The sequence below is a fragment of the Candidatus Binatia bacterium genome, from assembly GCA_036382395.1.
Taxonomy (GTDB): Bacteria; Desulfobacterota; Binatia; order HRBIN30; family HRBIN30; genus JAGDMS01.
In genome coordinates, this window is sequence record DASVHW010000401.1 from 1 (window position 1) to 17179 (window position 17179).

At 61.8% G+C, this 17179-nt stretch carries 13 protein-coding genes and 1 tRNA gene; 8 read left to right on the top strand and 6 right to left on the bottom strand.

The genetic code is table 11. The features are described from left to right. The 3 genes from VF515_19530 to VF515_19540 all read left to right on the top strand — a co-directional run. The coding region (locus VF515_19530; protein HEX7409826.1) for a hypothetical protein at positions 1-844 on the top strand (844 nt) is incomplete at its 5' end. A 220-nt stretch (positions 845-1064) separates the two neighbouring features. After that, positions 1065-1283: a hypothetical protein gene (locus VF515_19535; GenBank protein ID HEX7409827.1), complete on the top strand. Its 219-nt coding sequence runs from the start codon at positions 1065-1067 to the stop codon at positions 1281-1283. Positions 1284-3101: 1818 nt separating this feature from the next. Further along, positions 3102-4247: an acyl-CoA dehydrogenase family protein gene (locus tag VF515_19540; GenBank protein ID HEX7409828.1), complete on the top strand. Its 1146-nt coding sequence runs from the start codon at positions 3102-3104 to the stop codon at positions 4245-4247. 23 nt (positions 4248-4270) lie between these two features. Here the strand turns inward: VF515_19540 and VF515_19545 are convergent, their stop codons facing one another. From VF515_19545 to hemL, 6 genes are all read right to left on the bottom strand, one after another. After that, a complete protein-coding gene (locus tag VF515_19545) occupies positions 4271-4507 on the bottom strand; it encodes a hypothetical protein (protein ID HEX7409829.1) in 237 nt (78 codons plus the stop codon). 39 nt (positions 4508-4546) lie between these two features. After that, positions 4547-4619 (bottom strand) — tRNA-Ala (locus VF515_19550). Between the two features lie 170 nt (positions 4620-4789). Next, positions 4790-5107: an ATP synthase F0 subunit C gene (gene atpE, locus VF515_19555; protein ID HEX7409830.1), complete on the bottom strand. Its 318-nt coding sequence runs from the start codon at positions 5105-5107 to the stop codon at positions 4790-4792. Positions 5108-5211: 104 nt separating this feature from the next. Continuing rightward, positions 5212-5940 carry a F0F1 ATP synthase subunit A gene (gene atpB, locus VF515_19560; GenBank protein ID HEX7409831.1) on the bottom strand — a complete coding sequence of 243 codons (729 nt, stop codon included), beginning with the start codon at positions 5938-5940 and terminating at the stop codon, positions 5212-5214. A 1-nt stretch (position 5941) separates the two neighbouring features. Next, positions 5942-6322: a hypothetical protein gene (locus VF515_19565; protein HEX7409832.1), complete on the bottom strand. Its 381-nt coding sequence runs from the start codon at positions 6320-6322 to the stop codon at positions 5942-5944. Between the two features lie 244 nt (positions 6323-6566). Continuing rightward, positions 6567-7856, bottom strand: a complete 1290-nt coding sequence (gene hemL / locus VF515_19570) for a glutamate-1-semialdehyde 2,1-aminomutase (GenBank protein ID HEX7409833.1) — start codon at positions 7854-7856, stop codon at positions 6567-6569. A 311-nt stretch (positions 7857-8167) separates the two neighbouring features. Here hemL and dnaA point away from each other — a divergent pair, with 311 nt between their 5' ends. The 5 genes from dnaA to VF515_19595 form a co-directional block, all read left to right on the top strand. Beyond that, positions 8168-9499, top strand: coding sequence for a chromosomal replication initiator protein DnaA (gene dnaA / locus VF515_19575; GenBank protein ID HEX7409834.1), 1332 nt, complete (start codon positions 8168-8170; stop codon positions 9497-9499). A 197-nt stretch (positions 9500-9696) separates the two neighbouring features. Beyond that, on the top strand, positions 9697-10809 hold the full coding sequence (gene dnaN, locus VF515_19580) for a DNA polymerase III subunit beta (protein ID HEX7409835.1): 1113 nt from the start codon (positions 9697-9699) through the stop codon (positions 10807-10809). Between the two features lie 193 nt (positions 10810-11002). Further along, entirely contained in the window at positions 11003-13441 is a 2439-nt protein-coding gene (gyrB, locus tag VF515_19585; protein HEX7409836.1) for a DNA topoisomerase (ATP-hydrolyzing) subunit B, read from the top strand. Between the two features lie 57 nt (positions 13442-13498). Beyond that, positions 13499-15970: a DNA gyrase subunit A gene (gene gyrA / locus VF515_19590; GenBank protein ID HEX7409837.1), complete on the top strand. Its 2472-nt coding sequence runs from the start codon at positions 13499-13501 to the stop codon at positions 15968-15970. Between the two features lie 178 nt (positions 15971-16148). Then, a partial coding sequence (locus tag VF515_19595; protein ID HEX7409838.1) for a DUF4062 domain-containing protein occupies positions 16149-17179 on the top strand: 1031 nt, incomplete at its 3' end.

A 17179-nucleotide genomic window follows, 5' to 3' on the forward strand; every position in this document is an offset into this window, starting at 1 on the left:
GATCACGGAGAAGCTCGGGACAGGCAAGGCGCGGTACGTAGGGCCCTTTCGTAGCCGAGAGCAAGCGGGGGAGTTGCTGGGGTTGTTGACACGGCAGTTCCGTCTCCGCACCTGTGCGGGCCGGCTGCGACCGGACGCGTCGGTTGCGCCCTGCTTCCAAGGCCAGGTCTCGGCGTGCACGGCCCCATGCGCCGCGCGCGTGTCAGCCGAGGCGTATCGCGAGCAGGTCGATCGCTGCCTGGCGCTGTTCAATGGACAGGTGCAGTCCACTGAAAGCGATTTGCGGCAGGGGCGCGATGAACATGCCGCGGCATTGCGATTCGAAGCTGCCGCCCGCGTACAACGGGATCTCGATCTGCTCGGTATGCTGGTTCGCCGCCAGCGGACGCTGGGCTGGATCGTAGGACAGCAGAACTTCCTGGTGCTGCAGCCAGGTGCGGACCGGCGGTTTGTCCTGGCGTTTGTCGTCCTCGGTGGCCGTTTGGCCATCCGCAGGCGCATTTATGACGACCTGCAGGTGGCGGCGCTCGCCGATGAGATTGGCGAACAGCTGCCGATCTACCAGGGAAGCGCCCTCCGGCGTGATGAGGTTGACGGCACACAGATCCTTGCCGCGTGGCTGCGCCAGCGAGGCGAAACAGATGGCTACGTTTTTCGCATCGAAGCGGCGGCGCCCGCCACGCAGAAGGCTGAGTGGCGGGCGGCGTCGGCTGATCTACTGAACTCGGGGGCGGTCCCGGCGGAGAGCGTGGGCGTGTTGCCGTCTGAACCGTCGCGCCCAGAAGGCAACAGGCAAGGCCGCAAGCATCCACGCACCGCCGGCATCGGCCCGCTCGCCGATTGAACAGCCACCGCTCCGGGTCACCGTTTGGATCGCGTTGTGATCCCCGGGGGTGTCCGATGTAATTGGGGTTGCCGTTGGGGTGTCCGGCGCCAAGGACGGTCCGCAAACGAGATCGTTAGTCACCACATTCGTCAGACACCTGCCGCTTTCACAGTCCGTGGGCTTTTCACATGAAGCGCCTTCAGCGAGTGCTGCGCTGCAGGTGCCTTTCGATCCATAGATGTCGCAGCGCTGGTCCAACGGGCAGGTGTCCAAATTGCAGCACACACCGGCATCGGTGTTACACACGAGTCCCCCGGAGCACGCAGGGGTACAGCTGATTCCCGAGCCCTTTGGCGTCGGCGTGGACGTCGCTGTCGGCGTCGGCGTCGACAGCGGCGTCGCCGGCGTGGTCGTCGGCGTCGGATTCGTCGCACAGTGTTTGTTCGCCGCGCAGTAGTTTGATGTGCAGTCGTTGTTGGAATTACAGGAGTCCCCGTTTGCCCCTCTCACATGACAGGTGCCCAGGAAGAGCGAGTGATTGCAGATCAGCGGGGGCGAGCATGGCGTGCTGCAACATACGCCATCGGCACAGGTCGACGACGAGCACTGCACGTCCACAGCGCACGGGAAACCAATCGGTTGCGGCGTCGGCGTCTGGGTGGCCGTGCCGAGGCCCGTAGGGGTCTTGGTAGCCGTTGCGGTTTTGGTGCCCGTAGGAGTGCTGGTAGGGCGGGGGGTGCACCCCGCCCCGGGGACATTACTGCACGCTCCTTGCAAAATGCGTACGGTATTTGTGCCGTACTCGGTGACTGCGACATCCGGGACACGGTCGCCCGTAAAATCTGCTGCGATGATGCGGCGCGGCGCGCCGCCGAGGGCCACCTGGGTGGCGAAAGCAAAGGACCCGTCGGTGGAACCCTTATAGAAGCTGACAAACCCAGGCGACGCCCCGCTGGTGCTGAACGATACTGCCAAGTCGTCAACCCCGTCGCCGTCGAAATCCTCACTGGTGATGCCCTGCGCGGTGCAGGCGAGCACAACCCCGTCTTGCTTCGGACAGCTGAGCGGGATCGGGCTCAGTACATTGAAGAGCCCGGTCCCTAGGTTCCTGAGAATCGAAATGGAAGGGCTGCTTTTGGTACCCTGGTTTATCACTGCTATGTCCGGCCCGCCGCTGAGGTTGACAACAGTGAGGCCCACCGCGCCTATACCAACCGTGTAGTTCACGGCCACTGGGGTTCCGAGGCCTGTTTTACCACTGAGGAGAATACTGACAGAGCCAGCGCCAGTGCCTCCTGCTGCCAGGGCGGCGACATCAGCGATGTCATCACCATTGAAATCAGCGGTTGCGATGGCGCTCGCGTTTGGAACGACCGGAAGGCTCAGTTGCCTGGTAAACAGCGTCTTGTGCCCTGAGGTAGACCATGAGTTGTACAGCGGGGTTACCGTATTGGCAGGACCGTTTGCGGTAACCAAGTCGGCGTTCCCCTGACTAGTGAAGCTTCCAGTCGCGATATCCAGCGGCCCTTTAAAATCCACCGGTATCATTCCTGTTGTCGGCACAGGGCCGAACGTTCCGTTTCCGTTGCCGGGAATTACGAACACTCTAGCTCCGGCGTTGTCGACAACTGCTATGTCGTTGATAGCGTGTCCGCCAGCGGTCTTCTGTCCGTAAAAGGCACCAGCGGTCACTCCGCGCAGAGCGGCGACGCCTGTTGGTAGGACGACATTGATGACGGTTTGAAAGTCACCGTCTGGCAAAACGAATAAGGCCGTAACCGACGGGCTGAGCGAACTGCTCACTACGACGTCTGGGATGCCGTCATCGTTGAAATCGGCTTTAGCTACATACGTCGGCCCTTTGGCCACAGGTCGCGCAGGGCCTGGGATGAACTGCCATTGGGCCTGGGAGCCATGACTGAACAGCAACGCGCAAGCAATTCCGAATGAGTATACGCAGAGACTTCGTCTCATGTAGAATCTCCTAGCTTCTCCCAGCCGGCCAGCGCTGGCTTGCCTGTCTGGGACATCGAGGCGAGCGTTAGCAATGATATGGTGCTCTCTAACGAGATCTTATTCTGTAATAGACCGGCTTTGTTTGTCAAACGAAAACGCTGCCGCGGGCGAGAAAGCGGTGTCCGCCAACGCATGCGAACGCGCATGACGGCCAGCCCCCGTTGGCACCGCACAAACCCTGGAATCGGCCGCCGGGGAGGTGGTAGGAAAGAATGGTCGCCGTCGCCTCGCTGAAGCGAGCGGTGGGCGGGAGGGAAGCATGTTCGCTTTCGATATGAGTCCGGAGCAGCGGGAAATGAAGGACCTTGCCAGGAAATTTGCGGCCGAGGAGATCATTCCCGTCGCAGCGAAGTTCGACGAGGAGGAAAAGTTCCCCGAAGCCGTCTGCCGCAAGGCCTGGGAGCTTGGCCTCATGAACCTCGAGGTGCCCAAAGAGTTCGGAGGCCCCGGACTCGGTGTGCTGGACACTATCTTGATCCTGGAAGAGTTGAACTACGGCTGCGCGGGTATCACCAACGCGCTGGCAGCGAACGGACTTGCCGCCGTCCCGTTGCTGTTGGCGGGAAACGACGAGCAGAAAAAGTACTACTTGGGCCAATTGGCGCGCGAGTTTTCCTTTGCGGCGTTCTGTACCACGGAGCCCGGCGCAGGCTCGGACGTGGCCGGGATGTCGACCTCCTATCGCCGCGTCGGGGATGAGTACGTGTTGAACGGGGTGAAACACTTCATTTCAAACGGCACCGTGGCGAGCTGGTACGTCGCGTTTGCGACCAGCGACAAAAGCCTGCGCCACAAGGGCATCTCGTGTTTCGTTGTTCCTGCTGACCTCCCGGGCATTCGAAAGAATCGGATGAAGGACAAACTGGGGCAGCGCGCCGCCGACACCGGTGAGGTCGTGTTCGAAGACGTCAAGGTGCCGCGAAACTCCCTAGTGGGGGAAGAAGGCCAGGGCTTCCGCATCGCGATGCAGACGTTCGATCGCACGCGTCCCGAAATCGGTGCGATCGCCATCGGCATCTCACAACGCGCCTTTGACGAGGCCAGCAAGTACGCTTTGGAACGACGCCAGTTTGGACAACCCATCGCCAACTTCCAGGCGATTCAGTTCATGCTGGCGGACATGGCGATAGACATCGAAGCGATGCGGCTGCTCACCTACAAGGCGGCCTGGATGATCGACCAAGGGGCGGCAGCGTCGATCGTCTCCAGTTATGCCAAGGCGTTCGGTGCCGACGCCACGATGCGCATTGCCACCGACGCGGTGCAGGTATTCGGCGGCTACGGCTACATGAAGGAGTACCCGGTCGAGAAGCTGATGCGCGACGCCAAGCTGCTACAGATCTACGAGGGCACGTCGCAAATCCAGCGCGTCGTCATCGCGCGAAACCTGTTGAAGCAAGGTTAACGAGGCCGCCGGAGGAAACCCAATCAGAGGAGAAGAATCGGCAGCAGGATTCCGCCAACTGTGACGACAACCAACAAGACCGCTACCCCTACCTGACCAATCTGGTCGCCTACGCCCGCTTCTTCAGGCAACGGTGCCGACCGCTCGATCGCTGCCCGCTTTTCTGCCGCAGTGGGCCTTGGCTGGCGCGCCGTACATGCGCCGAGCACCGTCAGGCCGGCGAGCAATACCACGACCAGGCAGGCCTTCCGCCAACCCAATCTGCCGGAATCTGGTGACCCGGCCGTCGGGGGAAAAAGTGGAGCTGAACGGAGTCGAACCGTCGACCTCTTGAATGCCATTCAAGCGCTCTCCCAACTGAGCTACAGCCCCATTCCCACGCTTTGCCCGGCGGTATTGCCGAAGTTCCTCTATCTGAAACGCCAACACCCGGCAAGGTGCGCATGGCGCCCGACGCCGGGCCTGAACGCCGGCCAGAAACGACGAAGGGGCGGGAGTTGCCTCGCACCCCTTCGTGCTCTGGGTCTCAACAGCCTGTTACGTTAGATCTTCCCTTGCAGGGCGAACGCGATCACCAGCGCGTAGATCGCCAACGCTTCCATGAAGGCGATGCCGATGATCATCGGCGTCTGGATACGGTCCGCCGCGTTGGGATTGCGGCCAATCGATTCCATGGCCGCTGCCACCGCGCGCCCTTGGCCCAAACCGGCGCCAACTGCCGCCATGCCAATGGCGAGCCCGGCCGCCAGCGCGATCCATCCTTTGGAATCGCCCATCGCGCCCTCCGCGGCGAATGCCGGAGCTTGCACCAGTAACACGGTCAACACCGTGAGTACCGGCGTCATCCATCGTTTACGCATTCTCTGATCCTCCTTTCCTCAAATTTGAGAGACCGCTGCGCCACACCTCTCTGTCCTCCTCGCCACTCCTCGGCCGCGCATCTCTCAGCGCTTGATTCTATCACTTATGCCGCAACGTGTTGGGTAGCATGCTCTCCGTGCTCCCCATGTTCCTCCAACGCTAGGGATAGATAGACAACGCTCAGGATCGTAAACACAAAGGCCTGAATCAACGACACGAACGCCCCGAGCATGTAGAACAGCACCGGAACCCCCACCTTCGTCAATCCGGTAAAGATCTCCAGGACCAAATGGTCGCCGGTCATGTTGCCGAAAAGACGGAGTGCCAACGAGACCGGTCGCACCAGGTTGTCGATCAGCTCGAGCGGCAACATCAAAAAGGCCAACCACCAGATTGGGCCAAGGAAGTGCTTGAAGTACGCCAGGCCCTTGGCGCGCAAGCCGTAGTAGTTATAAACCAGGAACGACGTCACTCCGAGCGCGAAGGTCACGCTGAAGTTGCTGGTGGGCGGTGCAAACCCCGGCAGCAACCCCACCAGATTCGCGGTCATGATGAACAGGAAGAACGTGCCGTAGACATGGATGTAGCGGCGACCTTTATGCCCGAGGATGCCTTCGACGAAGCCGACAAACCATTCGACGAAGATCTCGAGGGTGTTGCGCGCCGTCAACGTCCCGTCCGGCACCACCGGATCGGCAGCGGCGCGGATCTGGCGGAGTGCCACCAATGCCCACACGAAGAGCGCGGCAATCACCAACGTCGCCGTTGCGGTATGCGGCTGTAAAAGCTTGAGCCCAGGAATCACCGATACCCACATGAATTGGTGTTCCACCTCAACCGACTCCTTTCCGGTACAGCTCCGCGCGCGCGGCCTCCAGCAGGCAGGCCACCAGCAGCAACGTCACGCCCACGGCGAAACTCATCCCCTCGACCGGCACGCGCCAGAAAAGCATGCCCAGCAAACCGAGGAACAGGCCAAACTTCAACGTCAGCGCCGCGATCGCGGCTGCGGCACGCCCCGCTTTCCTGGCGTCCAGCACACCTGGCCGCAGCACATTGGTGACGACGCGGAGCAGCAAGAAGTTGACGCCCATCACCGCACCGCCGAGCAGCACGCTCCCCGGGGCCCCGCAGTGGGTGGCATACGAGAGGCCGCCGGTGGTCCCCACCAATCCAACGTGCAGCTTGCTGATCCGTGTGAGATCAATCGCCATCGTCCGACCGCGAACTAAACCGCTTCAACATCCAAAGCAAGCGGTAGAGTGCCCCTCCCATACCCCCGAGCGTCAACAGCAGCACGAACAACGGCGCCGTGTGCAGATGCTCGTCCAGATAATAACCTGAAATCAAGCCCGCAACGACGATGCCGGCAAGCTCGAAGCCGAGCGCTGCAAAGCGAGCGCCACTGATGTTTCCACTCTCACGCTGCTGACTCTGCCTAATCGGCTGCTCCGATCCTCAGGCCAAGTCGGTGAGCACTTGGCGCGCCGCGCCCACCGTTTGATCGATCTCCCCCTCGGTGTGAGCCAGGGAGATGAACGCGGCTTCGAACTGTGACGGCGGCAAGTAAATCCCCCGATCGAGCATCCCACGAAACCACCGGGCGTACATCTCCGTGTTACAGGCGCGCGCGCTATCACCGTCACGCACTTTCGTGGCACCAAAGAACAGGGTCCACATTGAGCCGACTCGGTTGAAGCATGCCGGCAATCGCAGTCCCTTCAGCGCCTCCTTCAGACCGGCTTCGAGGCGGGCGCCAAGCTCCTCGAGACGCTCGTAGATACCGGGCTTCGAAAGCAGCTCCAGCGTCTGCAGACCCGCGGCCACCGCCAGCGGATTGCCGGACAGCGTCCCGGCCTGATAGACGGGGCCGAGCGGCGCCAATTGTTCCATCACCGCGCGCTTGCCGCCGAACGCTGCCAGCGGCAACCCACCGCCGATGATCTTGCCCAGACAGGTGAGATCGGGATCGATGCCAAACTGCTTTTGCACGCCGCCGTAGCCGAGGCGGAACCCGGTGATGACCTCGTCGAAAATCAGCAGTGACCCGCTCTCGCGGGTCAGAGTTCGCAACCCGTCAAGAAAACCCTGCTCCGGCGGGATCACGCCCATGTTGCCCACCACCGGCTCGATGATCACGGCCGCAATGTTCTGGCCGTCTGCCCTCAGGTACGCTCCGACCATGCCCAAGTCGTTCAGGTCGGCAACTAACGTGTCGCTGGCAACGGCTTCCGGCACACCAGCGCTGTCGGGCACGCCGAAGGTTGCCGCGCCGGAGCCGGCACGAACCAGGAGCGGGTCGGCGTGGCCGTGGTAGCACCCGGAAAACTTGAGGATCTTCGTGCGTGCGGTAAAGGCCCGGGCCAACCGGATTGCCGTCATCGCCGCCTCGGTGCCTGAACTCACGAGGCGGACCATGTCCATCGAAGGGACGGCCGCCGTGAGCACCTGGGCCATTTCGACTTCTTGTGCCGTCGGCGCACCAAAGCTCGTGCCGTTCTGCATGGAGTCGCGCAGGACCGCCAGCACCTTTGGGTGGGCGTGGCCGAGGATCATTGGGCCCCAGGAACCGACGTAATCGATGTACATCCGGCCATCGGCGTCCCAAACGCTGCAACCCTTCGCCCGCTGGATGAACAGGGGCTTCCCACCGACGGCGCGCCACGCTCTCACGGGGCTGTTCACCCCGCCCGGTATCAACCGCTCTGCCCGCTCAAACAAGCGCTCTGAAAGTGTGCTGGTTGCCATGACTGCGAGAAAAGACGACGGCTGTCGGTACCATTGCGGACCGGTCCAGTCAAGGAACCTGCACGCCGCCCCCTCTCGTCCTTGCGGCCGGCGACAAAACCGGGTAAATCACCTCTACCCTGGCACTCGTTTGGGGCGTACGTTCTCGTTCGCAGATGATTACGGCAGCGCGCTGTGTCCGTAAGGAATGGTTCTCGGCGTCGCCGGGTGGAAAACCTGTGGATTTCGCATGTCGGCATCGGCCAAACCTTTGATTTTGGAAGAAGATTTTTGATATTCACACTTGTGGATAGCACTGTGGACCATCTTCTATGCGGCAGGCCTGGGAACGATCGTTAGAGATCCTGCGAGACCGCATCGAGTCGCAGGATTATGAGAACTTTATTCGCCGCCTGCACCCTGTAGACGCCCGCGATCGTAATCTGCTCATCGAGGCACCCAGTCGCTCGGCGGTCGACTTCATCACGAAGCGTTACCTCAATCTGATCGAGGAGGTGTTGTCGCAGACGGCCGGTGCGCCGGTGCGCGTGTTGCTTCAGCCGCCCGGAGCGGTGCAGCAGGAACTCTTCCCGCTCTCCATGTCGAGTCCCCCGGCCGCCAGCGCCGTTCGCAAGCGCCCCTCAAGCCTGATTCCCAAGTACACGTTCGCCAACTTCATCGTCGGTGCCAGCAACCAGTTCGCCCACGCCGCATCCAAGGCCGTCGCCAATCAGCCGGGCGACCACTACAATCCCTTGTTCATCTACGGCGGCGTTGGCCTCGGTAAGACGCATCTGGTCAATGCCATCGGCCATCAGATCCTCGATAAGTATCCGGACCGACGCATTCTCTACCTCTCATCGGAATCGTTCATGAACGAGTTGATCAATGCGCTGCGCCGCGACCGTATGGATGACTTCAAGGGACGCTTCCGCCGCATGGACGTCCTGATTCTCGACGATGTGCAGTTCCTGGCCGGCCGCGAGCGGACCCAAGAAGAGTTCTTCCACACCTTCAACTCGCTCTACGAAAGCCATCGGCAAATCGTGCTCACCTCGGACAAGTTTCCGAAGGAGATTCCCGACCTGGAGGAGCGGCTGCGCAACCGTTTTGAGTGGGGCTTGATTGCTGATATCCAGCCGCCTGACATGGAAACCCGCGTCGCCATCCTCCAGAAGAAGGCCGAGGCAGAAAGCATCGAATTGCCTCACGACGTGGCCCTCTTTCTCGCTGCCAACATCGACTCGAACGTGCGGGAGTTGGAAGGCTCACTGACTCGGCTGGGCGCCTTCGCGTCGCTCAACAAGTCCGAAATCAGCGTCGACTTTGCACGGCAGGTTCTCCAGCATATTCTTCGGGAAAAGGATTCCACCATCACCATCGAATCGATTCAAAAGGCGGTGTGCGAGTTCTTCCACGTCCGCCCGGCCGATCTCCGATCGAAAAAACGCACGCGAACTATCGCCCTGCCGCGGCAGGTCGCGATGTACCTCTGCCGCCGCTACACGCAGGCGTCATTCCCTGTCATCGGCGATCGTTTTGGCGGCCGCGATCATTCGACGGTGATTCACGCGACCCATGTAGTAGACCATCGTGTGAAGCAAGATCCAACCTTCCGCTCCACGGTGGAGCGCCTCGAGCGGCTGTTGGAAAGCAGGGGATAAACTGTGGAGAGCTTGGGGAGAGCGGGGGTACAGCACGGGGTAACCGTTCCCCTCGCTCATCCACCCGAGCACGGTCAACCCACCATCGAGCCGCTCTCCGCCGTGTGCGGAGCGGCTTTTCATATTTCCACAGCCCTTACTACTACTACTAAATTATAAGATATATACAGAAGAAATAGGGAGAGGTGGGAAGAGGCATGGAATTCACAATCGCACGTGACGAGTTATTGCAGGGCTTGTATCTGACCCAAGGCATCGTGGAACGCCGGACGACCATTCCCATCCTCGCCAATGTCCTGATGGAATCGGTAGAGGATGGCGTGTCGATTGCTGCGACGGATCAGGAAGTCGGCGTTCGCCGGCGCTGTGAGGCCAAGATCAAGAAGAAGGGCGCACTCACCACGGGAGCCCGCAAACTCTACGAAATCGTGCGCGAGTGTTCTGAGGGCGCCATCGTCATACGTTCGCTGGAGAACAACTGGATCGAGATCTCGTCTGGAAAGTCACGCTTCAAGATCGTGGGTCTCGATCCCAAAGAGTTCCCGGCCATGCCCAGCCCAGCGGCGGAACGCGAGCGCCACGCGCTTACGGTGTCCTCCGAGGTGCTGCGTGAGATGATTACCCGGACGCTGTTTGCCGTGTCTACCGATGAAACGCGCCTGAATCTCAGCGGCATCTTTCTTGAGTCGCCGGAGAAGGGGAAGTTGCGGATGGTGGCGACCGACGGTCATCGACTCAGCATGATCACCCGCCCGGTTGAAGAAGGTGGCCCGGCGACCGGCGTCATCGTTCCGCGCAAGGGTGTCGCGGAAATCTCCAAGGTGATCGAATCGGGCGACGAGGCCGTCACCCTCACGTTGCAGGGCGGCGTGGCTCACGCGACACGGGGACAGGTTGACCTGTCGATGCGTTTAGTCGAGGGGGAGTTTCCGGACTACAATCAGGTCATTCCGCAAAAATCGGAGCGCCGCATGCTGGTGGCGGCCGAACTGTTCCTGGCAGCGCTGCGACGGGTCTCGACGGTGTCGAGTGAACGCACACGCGGGGTGAAACTCCAGATCGAAGCAGGTAAGTTGGAAATGTCCTCGATGAACCCCGACGTCGGCGAAGCAACCGAGGAGTTGGCTGTGGAATACGACGGCGCGGCGCTGAGCATTGGCTTCAATGCCAAGTATGTAATGGATCTCCTGAGCGTGCTTCCCGAAAACGCGCAGGTAGAAATGGGCTTCAACGACGATGTCAGCCCCGGGGTCATACGCTGCGAAACTGACCCGGAATACCTGTACGTTGTCATGCCCATGCGGCTCTAAACTGAAGAGAAGCTCGGCGGTTGTTCCACGCCGCTGGATGGGGGTGGATTGAGGCTGCAAAACAAAGGCATATCAATATCATAAGTTACTGAAATAACGGCGCAATTGCTGGTTACAGTCCCTTTACGCCGAACGCCTGTTCTGCTATTAACTTCGAGGATAAATCAATAGACTCGTTCGCTCTCCATTTTGGATGAGCCGGGGGTGGGGTGACGTGTTAGAAACGACCGATTACGGCGCGGATCAAATCAAAGTTTTAGAAGGGTTGGATGCCGTTAGGAAGCGTCCCGGTATGTACATCGGGGATACCGCGGAGCGCGGATTGCACCACCTCGTCTTCGAAGTCGTCGACAACTCGATCGATGAAGCGCTGGGCGGTTACTGCGACGAGATCAGCGTCACGATCCACATCGACGGCTCGGTCGCCGTGGAGGATAACGGCCGCGGTATCCCCGTAGGCCTCCACGCGGGCGAGGGCGTCTCCGCCACCGAAGTGGTGATGACGAAGCTGCATGCCGGCGGCAAGTTCGACAAGCGCGCTTACAAAGTCTCCGGTGGGCTCCATGGCGTCGGCGTGTCCGTGGTCAACGCCCTGTCCGAGTCCCTGGAAGTCGAGATCAAACGTGACGGCAAAGTCTACACGCAACGCTATCACCGCGGCAAGCCGGAGAGCCCGCTCAAAGAAGTTGGCACGACGCAGCAACGCGGCACCAAAGTGACCTTCAAACCCGACTCGCTGATTTTCGAGCAGCTGGATTTCAGCTTCGATATCCTATCGCAACGGCTGCGCGAGTTGGCCTTTCTGAACCGCGGCGTGTGCATCAGCATCGACGACCAGCGCACGCAAAAGCAACATACCTTTTGCTATCGAGGTGGCATCGAAGAGTTCGTCGAGCATCTGAGTCGCGCCAAGACCCCCATTCACCCCAAGGTGGTGTATCTCCAGGGCCAGAGGGAAAACTTTGAGGTGGAGGTCGCCCTTCAATGGAACGAAGGGTACGCCGAAAACGTGTACTCCTTCGCCAACAACATCAGCACCATCGAGGGCGGAACGCACCTGATCGGCTTCAAGGCCGCCCTGACCCGGACGGTCAACCAGTACGCCGCCGCCAACGGTCTGCTGAAAAAGGACTCCGAGGCCCTGCAAGGCGAGGATGTCCGCGAGGGGCTGACCGCCGTGGTGAGCGTCAAGGTGCAGGAGCCGCAATTCGAGGGCCAGACCAAGACCAAACTGGGGAACAGCGAGGTCAAGGGATTCGTCGAGGCGCTGGTAAATGAGAAGCTGGGCGAATACCTGGAGGAGCACCCGGGCGACGCCAAGAAGATCGCCTGCAAGGGCCTGGATGCCGCCCGCGTCCGTGAGGCGACGCGGAAGGCCAAGGAGCTGGCCCGGCGCAAGGGCGCATTGGACTCCGGTTCGCTGCCGGGGAAGCTGGCCGACTGCCAGGAACGCGATCCGGCGCTGTCGGAGCTGTACATCGTCGAGGGCGATTCCGCCGGCGGCTCCGCCAAACAGGGCCGCGACCGCAAAAACCAAGCGATTCTGCCGCTGCGCGGCAAGATCCTGAACGTCGAGAAAGCGCGTTTCGACAAGATGATCTCCTCGCAGGAGATCCGCGTGCTGGTGACGGCATTGGGGACCGGTATCGGCAAGGAGGACCGCGACCTCTCCAAGCTGCGCTACCATACCATCATCATCATGACGGACGCTGACGTCGACGGGTCGCACATTCGCACGTTGCTGCTCACGCTCTTCTACCGCCAGTTCCAGGAACTGATCGAGCGAGGCCACGTGTTCATCGCGCAGCCGCCGCTCTATAAGGTGAAGAAGGGGAAGACCGAGCGCTATCTGAAAGACGACACCGCGCTCGAGGATTACCTGATCGAGTTGGGCACCGAGGACATCACGCTGAAGAGTGAGGACGAGCGCGCCGGGTTGACCGGTATCCCGCTGAAGAACGTGGTGAAGAAGGCGATGCGGTTCGAGCGCATTCTTGACGTGGTCGAGCGGCATCAGAAAAACCGCCAGGTGGTAGCGACACTGGCGGCCGATGAACGCATGACGCCGGCGGTGTTGGCTGACACGGCGACATTGACCCAACTGCTCAGCGATGTCGCCACTGCCGTCAGGCAGACCGCTCCTGAGGTGCAGCCGTTGACCATCGAGATGACAGACGACCCGGAGCATGCCTGCCACGCCATCGTGGCGCGGACCCGCATGAACGGCAGCAGCCAGCAGACGGTGGTCGACATGAAGTTCTGTCTGACGCCGGAGTTCGAAGAGCTCCGCCGCTTGGCAAAGGACCTCCGCGCCGCCGGCCGGCCGCCATTCGTGGTGGTTGGCGGCGAGAAGCAGATGGACACGCGCACCTTGCGCGAGGCGGTGGGGCACGTCATCACCCAGGCACGCAAGGGGCTCGACATCCAGCGCTACAAGGGCCTCGGGGAAATGAATCCCGAGCAACTCTGGCAAACGACGATGAACCCCGAGACCCGCACGCTGCTGCAGGTGAAGATCGAAGACGCCTACGAGGCCGATGATATCTTCTCGACGTTGATGGGGGACGCGGTGGAGCCGCGGCGGAAGTTCATCGAAGAAAACGCGCTCAACGTGAAGAACCTGGACATCTAGCTGGCAGGCTGAGCCACCGGCTATCAGCCATAAGCCACAAGCCATAAGCGATTTCCCATGGATGCATCCCTGAAGGCCAACAAGATTCCGGTCAATATCGAAGACGAAGTGCGGCAGTCCTATATGGACTACGCCATGTCCGTGATCATCGGGCGCGCCCTGCCCGATGCGCGCGACGGGCTGAAGCCGGTACATCGGCGCGCCTTGTACGCCATGTACGATCTCGGCAACGACTGGAACCGGGCGTACAAGAAATCGGCACGCGTGGTCGGCGACGTGATCGGTAAATACCATCCGCACGGCGACGTCGCCGTCTACGACACCATCGTCCGCATGGCGCAGGACTTCTCCATGCGCTACCCGCTGGTGGACGGCCAGGGCAACTTCGGCTCGGTCGACGGCGATCCGCCCGCGGCCATGCGCTACACCGAGATCCGCATGGCCCGCATCGCCGGTGAGGTGCTGGCCGATCTCGATAAGGAGACCGTCGACTTCCTGCCGAACTACGACGAGACGCTCAAGGAGCCGACCGTGATGCCGGCGCGTATTCCGAACCTGCTCGTCAACGGCTCGGCGGGTATCGCCGTCGGCATGGCCACCAACATCCCGCCGCATAACCTCGGCGAAGTCGTCGACGCCCTGATTGCGCTGATCGCCAACCCCGATCTTGGGGTGCCTGAGTTGATGCAGTACGTGCCGGGACCCGACTTTCCCACTGCCGGCTTCATCCACGGCAAGACCGCCATCCGGGAGGCCTACACCACCGGCAAGGGCATCTTGCAGCTCCGCGCCCGTGCCGTGACCGAGACCGACAAGCGCACCGGCCGCATATCCATCATCGTCAAAGAGATCCCCTACCAGGTGAACAAGGCCCGCCTGATCGAGCGCATGGCCGATCTGGTGAACGACAAGAAGATCGATGGCATCTCCGACCTGCGCGACGAATCCGACCGCGATGGCATGCGCATCGTCATCGAGCTGAAGAAAGACGCCATCCCCGAGATCGTGCTGAACCAGCTCTACAAGCTCACGCCGATGCAGGATTCGTTCGGCATCATCATGCTGGCGATCGTCGATAACCGGCCCGTCCTCCTGACGCTCAAAGATGCGCTCAAGGTCTTCATCGGCCACCGCAAGGATGTCGTCATCCGCCGCACCGTGTTCGAGTTGCGCAAGGCCGAGGAGCGACTGCACGTCCTCGATGGGCTCAAGATCGCGCTGGCCAACCTCGACGCGGTGATCGCCCTCATCCGCCAGGCGCAGAGCCCAGCCGCCGCCAAAGCGGGCTTGATGCAGCAGTTCCAGTTCAGCGAGATTCAGGCACAAGCTATCCTCGACATGCGCCTGCAGCGCCTCACCGGCCTCGAGCGCGAGAAGATCCTTGCCGAGCACGCCGAGACGGTGAAAGAGATTGCCCGCTACAAGGAGATCCTCGCCGACGAGCGCGAGGTCTACAAGATCATCGTCGAGGAGCTGCGGGAGATCAAAAAACTCCACGCCGACGAGCGACGCACGCAGATCGTCGACGAGACCACCGACATCTCCATCGAAGACATGATCGTCGAAGAGGACATGGCGGTCACCATCTCGCACGAGGGCTACATCAAGCGCAACGCCGCCACTCTCTACCGCGCCCAGCGCCGCGGCGGCCGCGGCAAGATCGGTGCGACCACGAAAGAAGAAGACTTCGTCGAGCACCTGTTCGTCGCCTCGACGCACTCGTACATGCTGTTCTTCACGACCTCCGGGAAAGTGTTCTGGCTCAAGGTGCACGAGCTCCCGCAGGGCGGCCGGGCGGCGCGCGGCAAAGCCGTCGTCAACCTGCTCAACCTGGAGAAGGACGAAAAGATCTCCGCCTTCTTGCCGGTGCGCGAATTTCAGCAAGGGCGCTTCGTCGTCTTCGCCACCAAGAACGGCACGGTCAAGAAGACCGATCTGATGGCGTACGCCAACCCGCGCAAAGCCGGCATTATCGCCATCAGTCTGGACGCGGGCGACGAGGTTATCGGCGTGCGCCTCACCGACGGGCAGCAGGAGGTGATCCTGTCGACCCGGATAGGGCAAGCCATCCGCTTCAAGGAAGGGGACGTCCGCCCGATGGGCCGCGGCGCCGGCGGCGTGCGCGGCATCGCGCTGGAGGAGGGGGACAGCCTCGTCGGCCTCGACGTCGTCAGCGCCGGGGCCACGCTGCTCGCCGTCGCCGAAAAAGGTTTCGGCAAGCGCACCGAGATGGACGAGTACCGCCTCACCCGTCGGGGCGGCAAAGGGATCATCACCATGAAGACCACCGACCGGACGGGCTTGGTCGTCGGCGTGCGCATGGTGACCGATGACGACGACATCATGCTGGTCACCGACGGCGGCAAGGTCATCCGCACGCCGGTGAAGGGCATCTCCGTCATCGGCCGCAACACCCAAGGCGTGCACCTCATCGACCTGGCCGAGGGGGAAAAGGTGGTGAGCATCGCCCGCTTGGCCGAGAAGGAAGAGGATGAAGAGCCGGGTGGCGAGGGCGGTGCTCAAGGCTGAACGAACCACACCTGACCGCCGCGGCTGTGCCGCGCATAAGCCGGCAAGCGAATCGACGCCACCCGCGTGCTGCCCCGGAGGAGTTTTCGGCCACAAAATGGCAACCCAGCGGTTCTCGCCAAGGGAGTTTTTGAGGGCGCGGCGCCCAATCACCCGGCCGGGCGGGTGGTGACAAGAGATGGCAGACCGTCGTGCTCATTACCGGATCTTCGTTGCGTCGCCGCGTGATGTTGCGGAAGAACGTGAGAGTGCGCGCAAGGTCATCACTGCCCTTGGCAAGGACCTTGTGGAGGTCGGAGAGTTCACCGTCGAGGCGTGCGGTTGGGAGGATGTGCGGCCGGGGCTGGCGCCCGCGCCGGGTCGGACGCAGGCACTAATCAACCCCCTCGTCGACGATGCAGATCTGTTGATCGGCATCCTTTGGAAGCGCTTTGGAACGAGCACTGGAGTCGCTGAGTCTGGGACGCGCGAGGAGTTCGACAAGATTCATCAGCGCTGGCAGCGGCACGAGCCGGTCGACGTCATGATGTACTTCCGTGACGTCCCCCCAGACATGCTCGATGACCCCGGCCCGCAGCTCACAGCGGTGCTGGCGTTTCGAAAGGAGTTTGAACAGCTCGGTCTCTACCACACCTATTCGAAACCTGAGGAGTTTGCCGACAAGCTGCGCTCGCACCTGACAAGGTGGCTCACCACGCGACCGGGCGGTGCGTCGGCCAAGCGGGCCGCACGGACGGCTGCGCGCCAGGCGCGGCGGGACTCGGAACGCGCCGCGTTGACCGATCGCTTCGTCAACTCGCAGGTGGCAGAGCACGCCTACTTGCCGATGACGGGGTTCGAGACGCGCGTGCGCATACCGGTCGAACTGGAGCGGGTGTTGGTCCCCCTGCGCGCCCGCGTGGCAGCGGCAGAGACGAAGCGCTCGCGCTCCAAGGAGGAGCCGCCCGACTGCGCCGGTGACGAGGGGGGAGTCATCGACTTCGATCAGGCGTGGCAGCGGGCGCGCAGCCGCAACATCCACACGCTTGTCGTGCTGGGCCAGCCCGGGTCCGGCAAGACCACGTTGCTGAAACAGCTGCTCCTGCGGTGCGCTGGCCACCCGGAGCAACTCGGCCTGCTTCCCGCCACCGTTCCACTGCTGCTCCCGCTGCGTCAGGTGCACCCGCGGGAGAGCCTCGCGAAAACTGTCCGGCGCGTCCTGCGGACCGA

Excerpts from the sequence above, each read along its gene's own strand:
- VF515_19535 (HEX7409827.1), top strand. The coding sequence starts at position 1,065 with ATGTCGCAGCGCTGGTCCAACGGGCAGGTGTCCAAATTGCAGCACACA.
- VF515_19540 (HEX7409828.1), top strand. The coding sequence starts at position 3,102 with ATGTTCGCTTTCGATATGAGTCCGGAGCAGCGGGAAATGAAGGACCTT.
- atpE (HEX7409830.1), bottom strand. The coding sequence starts at position 5,107 with ATGCGTAAACGATGGATGACGCCGGTACTCACGGTGTTGACCGTGTTA.
- VF515_19565 (HEX7409832.1), bottom strand. The coding sequence starts at position 6,322 with ATGGCGATTGATCTCACACGGATCAGCAAGCTGCACGTTGGATTGGTG.
- hemL (HEX7409833.1), bottom strand. The coding sequence starts at position 7,856 with ATGGCAACCAGCACACTTTCAGAGCGCTTGTTTGAGCGGGCAGAGCGG.
- dnaA (HEX7409834.1), top strand. The coding sequence starts at position 8,168 with ATGCGGCAGGCCTGGGAACGATCGTTAGAGATCCTGCGAGACCGCATC.
- dnaN (HEX7409835.1), top strand. The coding sequence starts at position 9,697 with ATGGAATTCACAATCGCACGTGACGAGTTATTGCAGGGCTTGTATCTG.
- gyrB (HEX7409836.1), top strand. The coding sequence starts at position 11,003 with ATGAGCCGGGGGTGGGGTGACGTGTTAGAAACGACCGATTACGGCGCG.
- gyrA (HEX7409837.1), top strand. The coding sequence starts at position 13,499 with ATGGATGCATCCCTGAAGGCCAACAAGATTCCGGTCAATATCGAAGAC.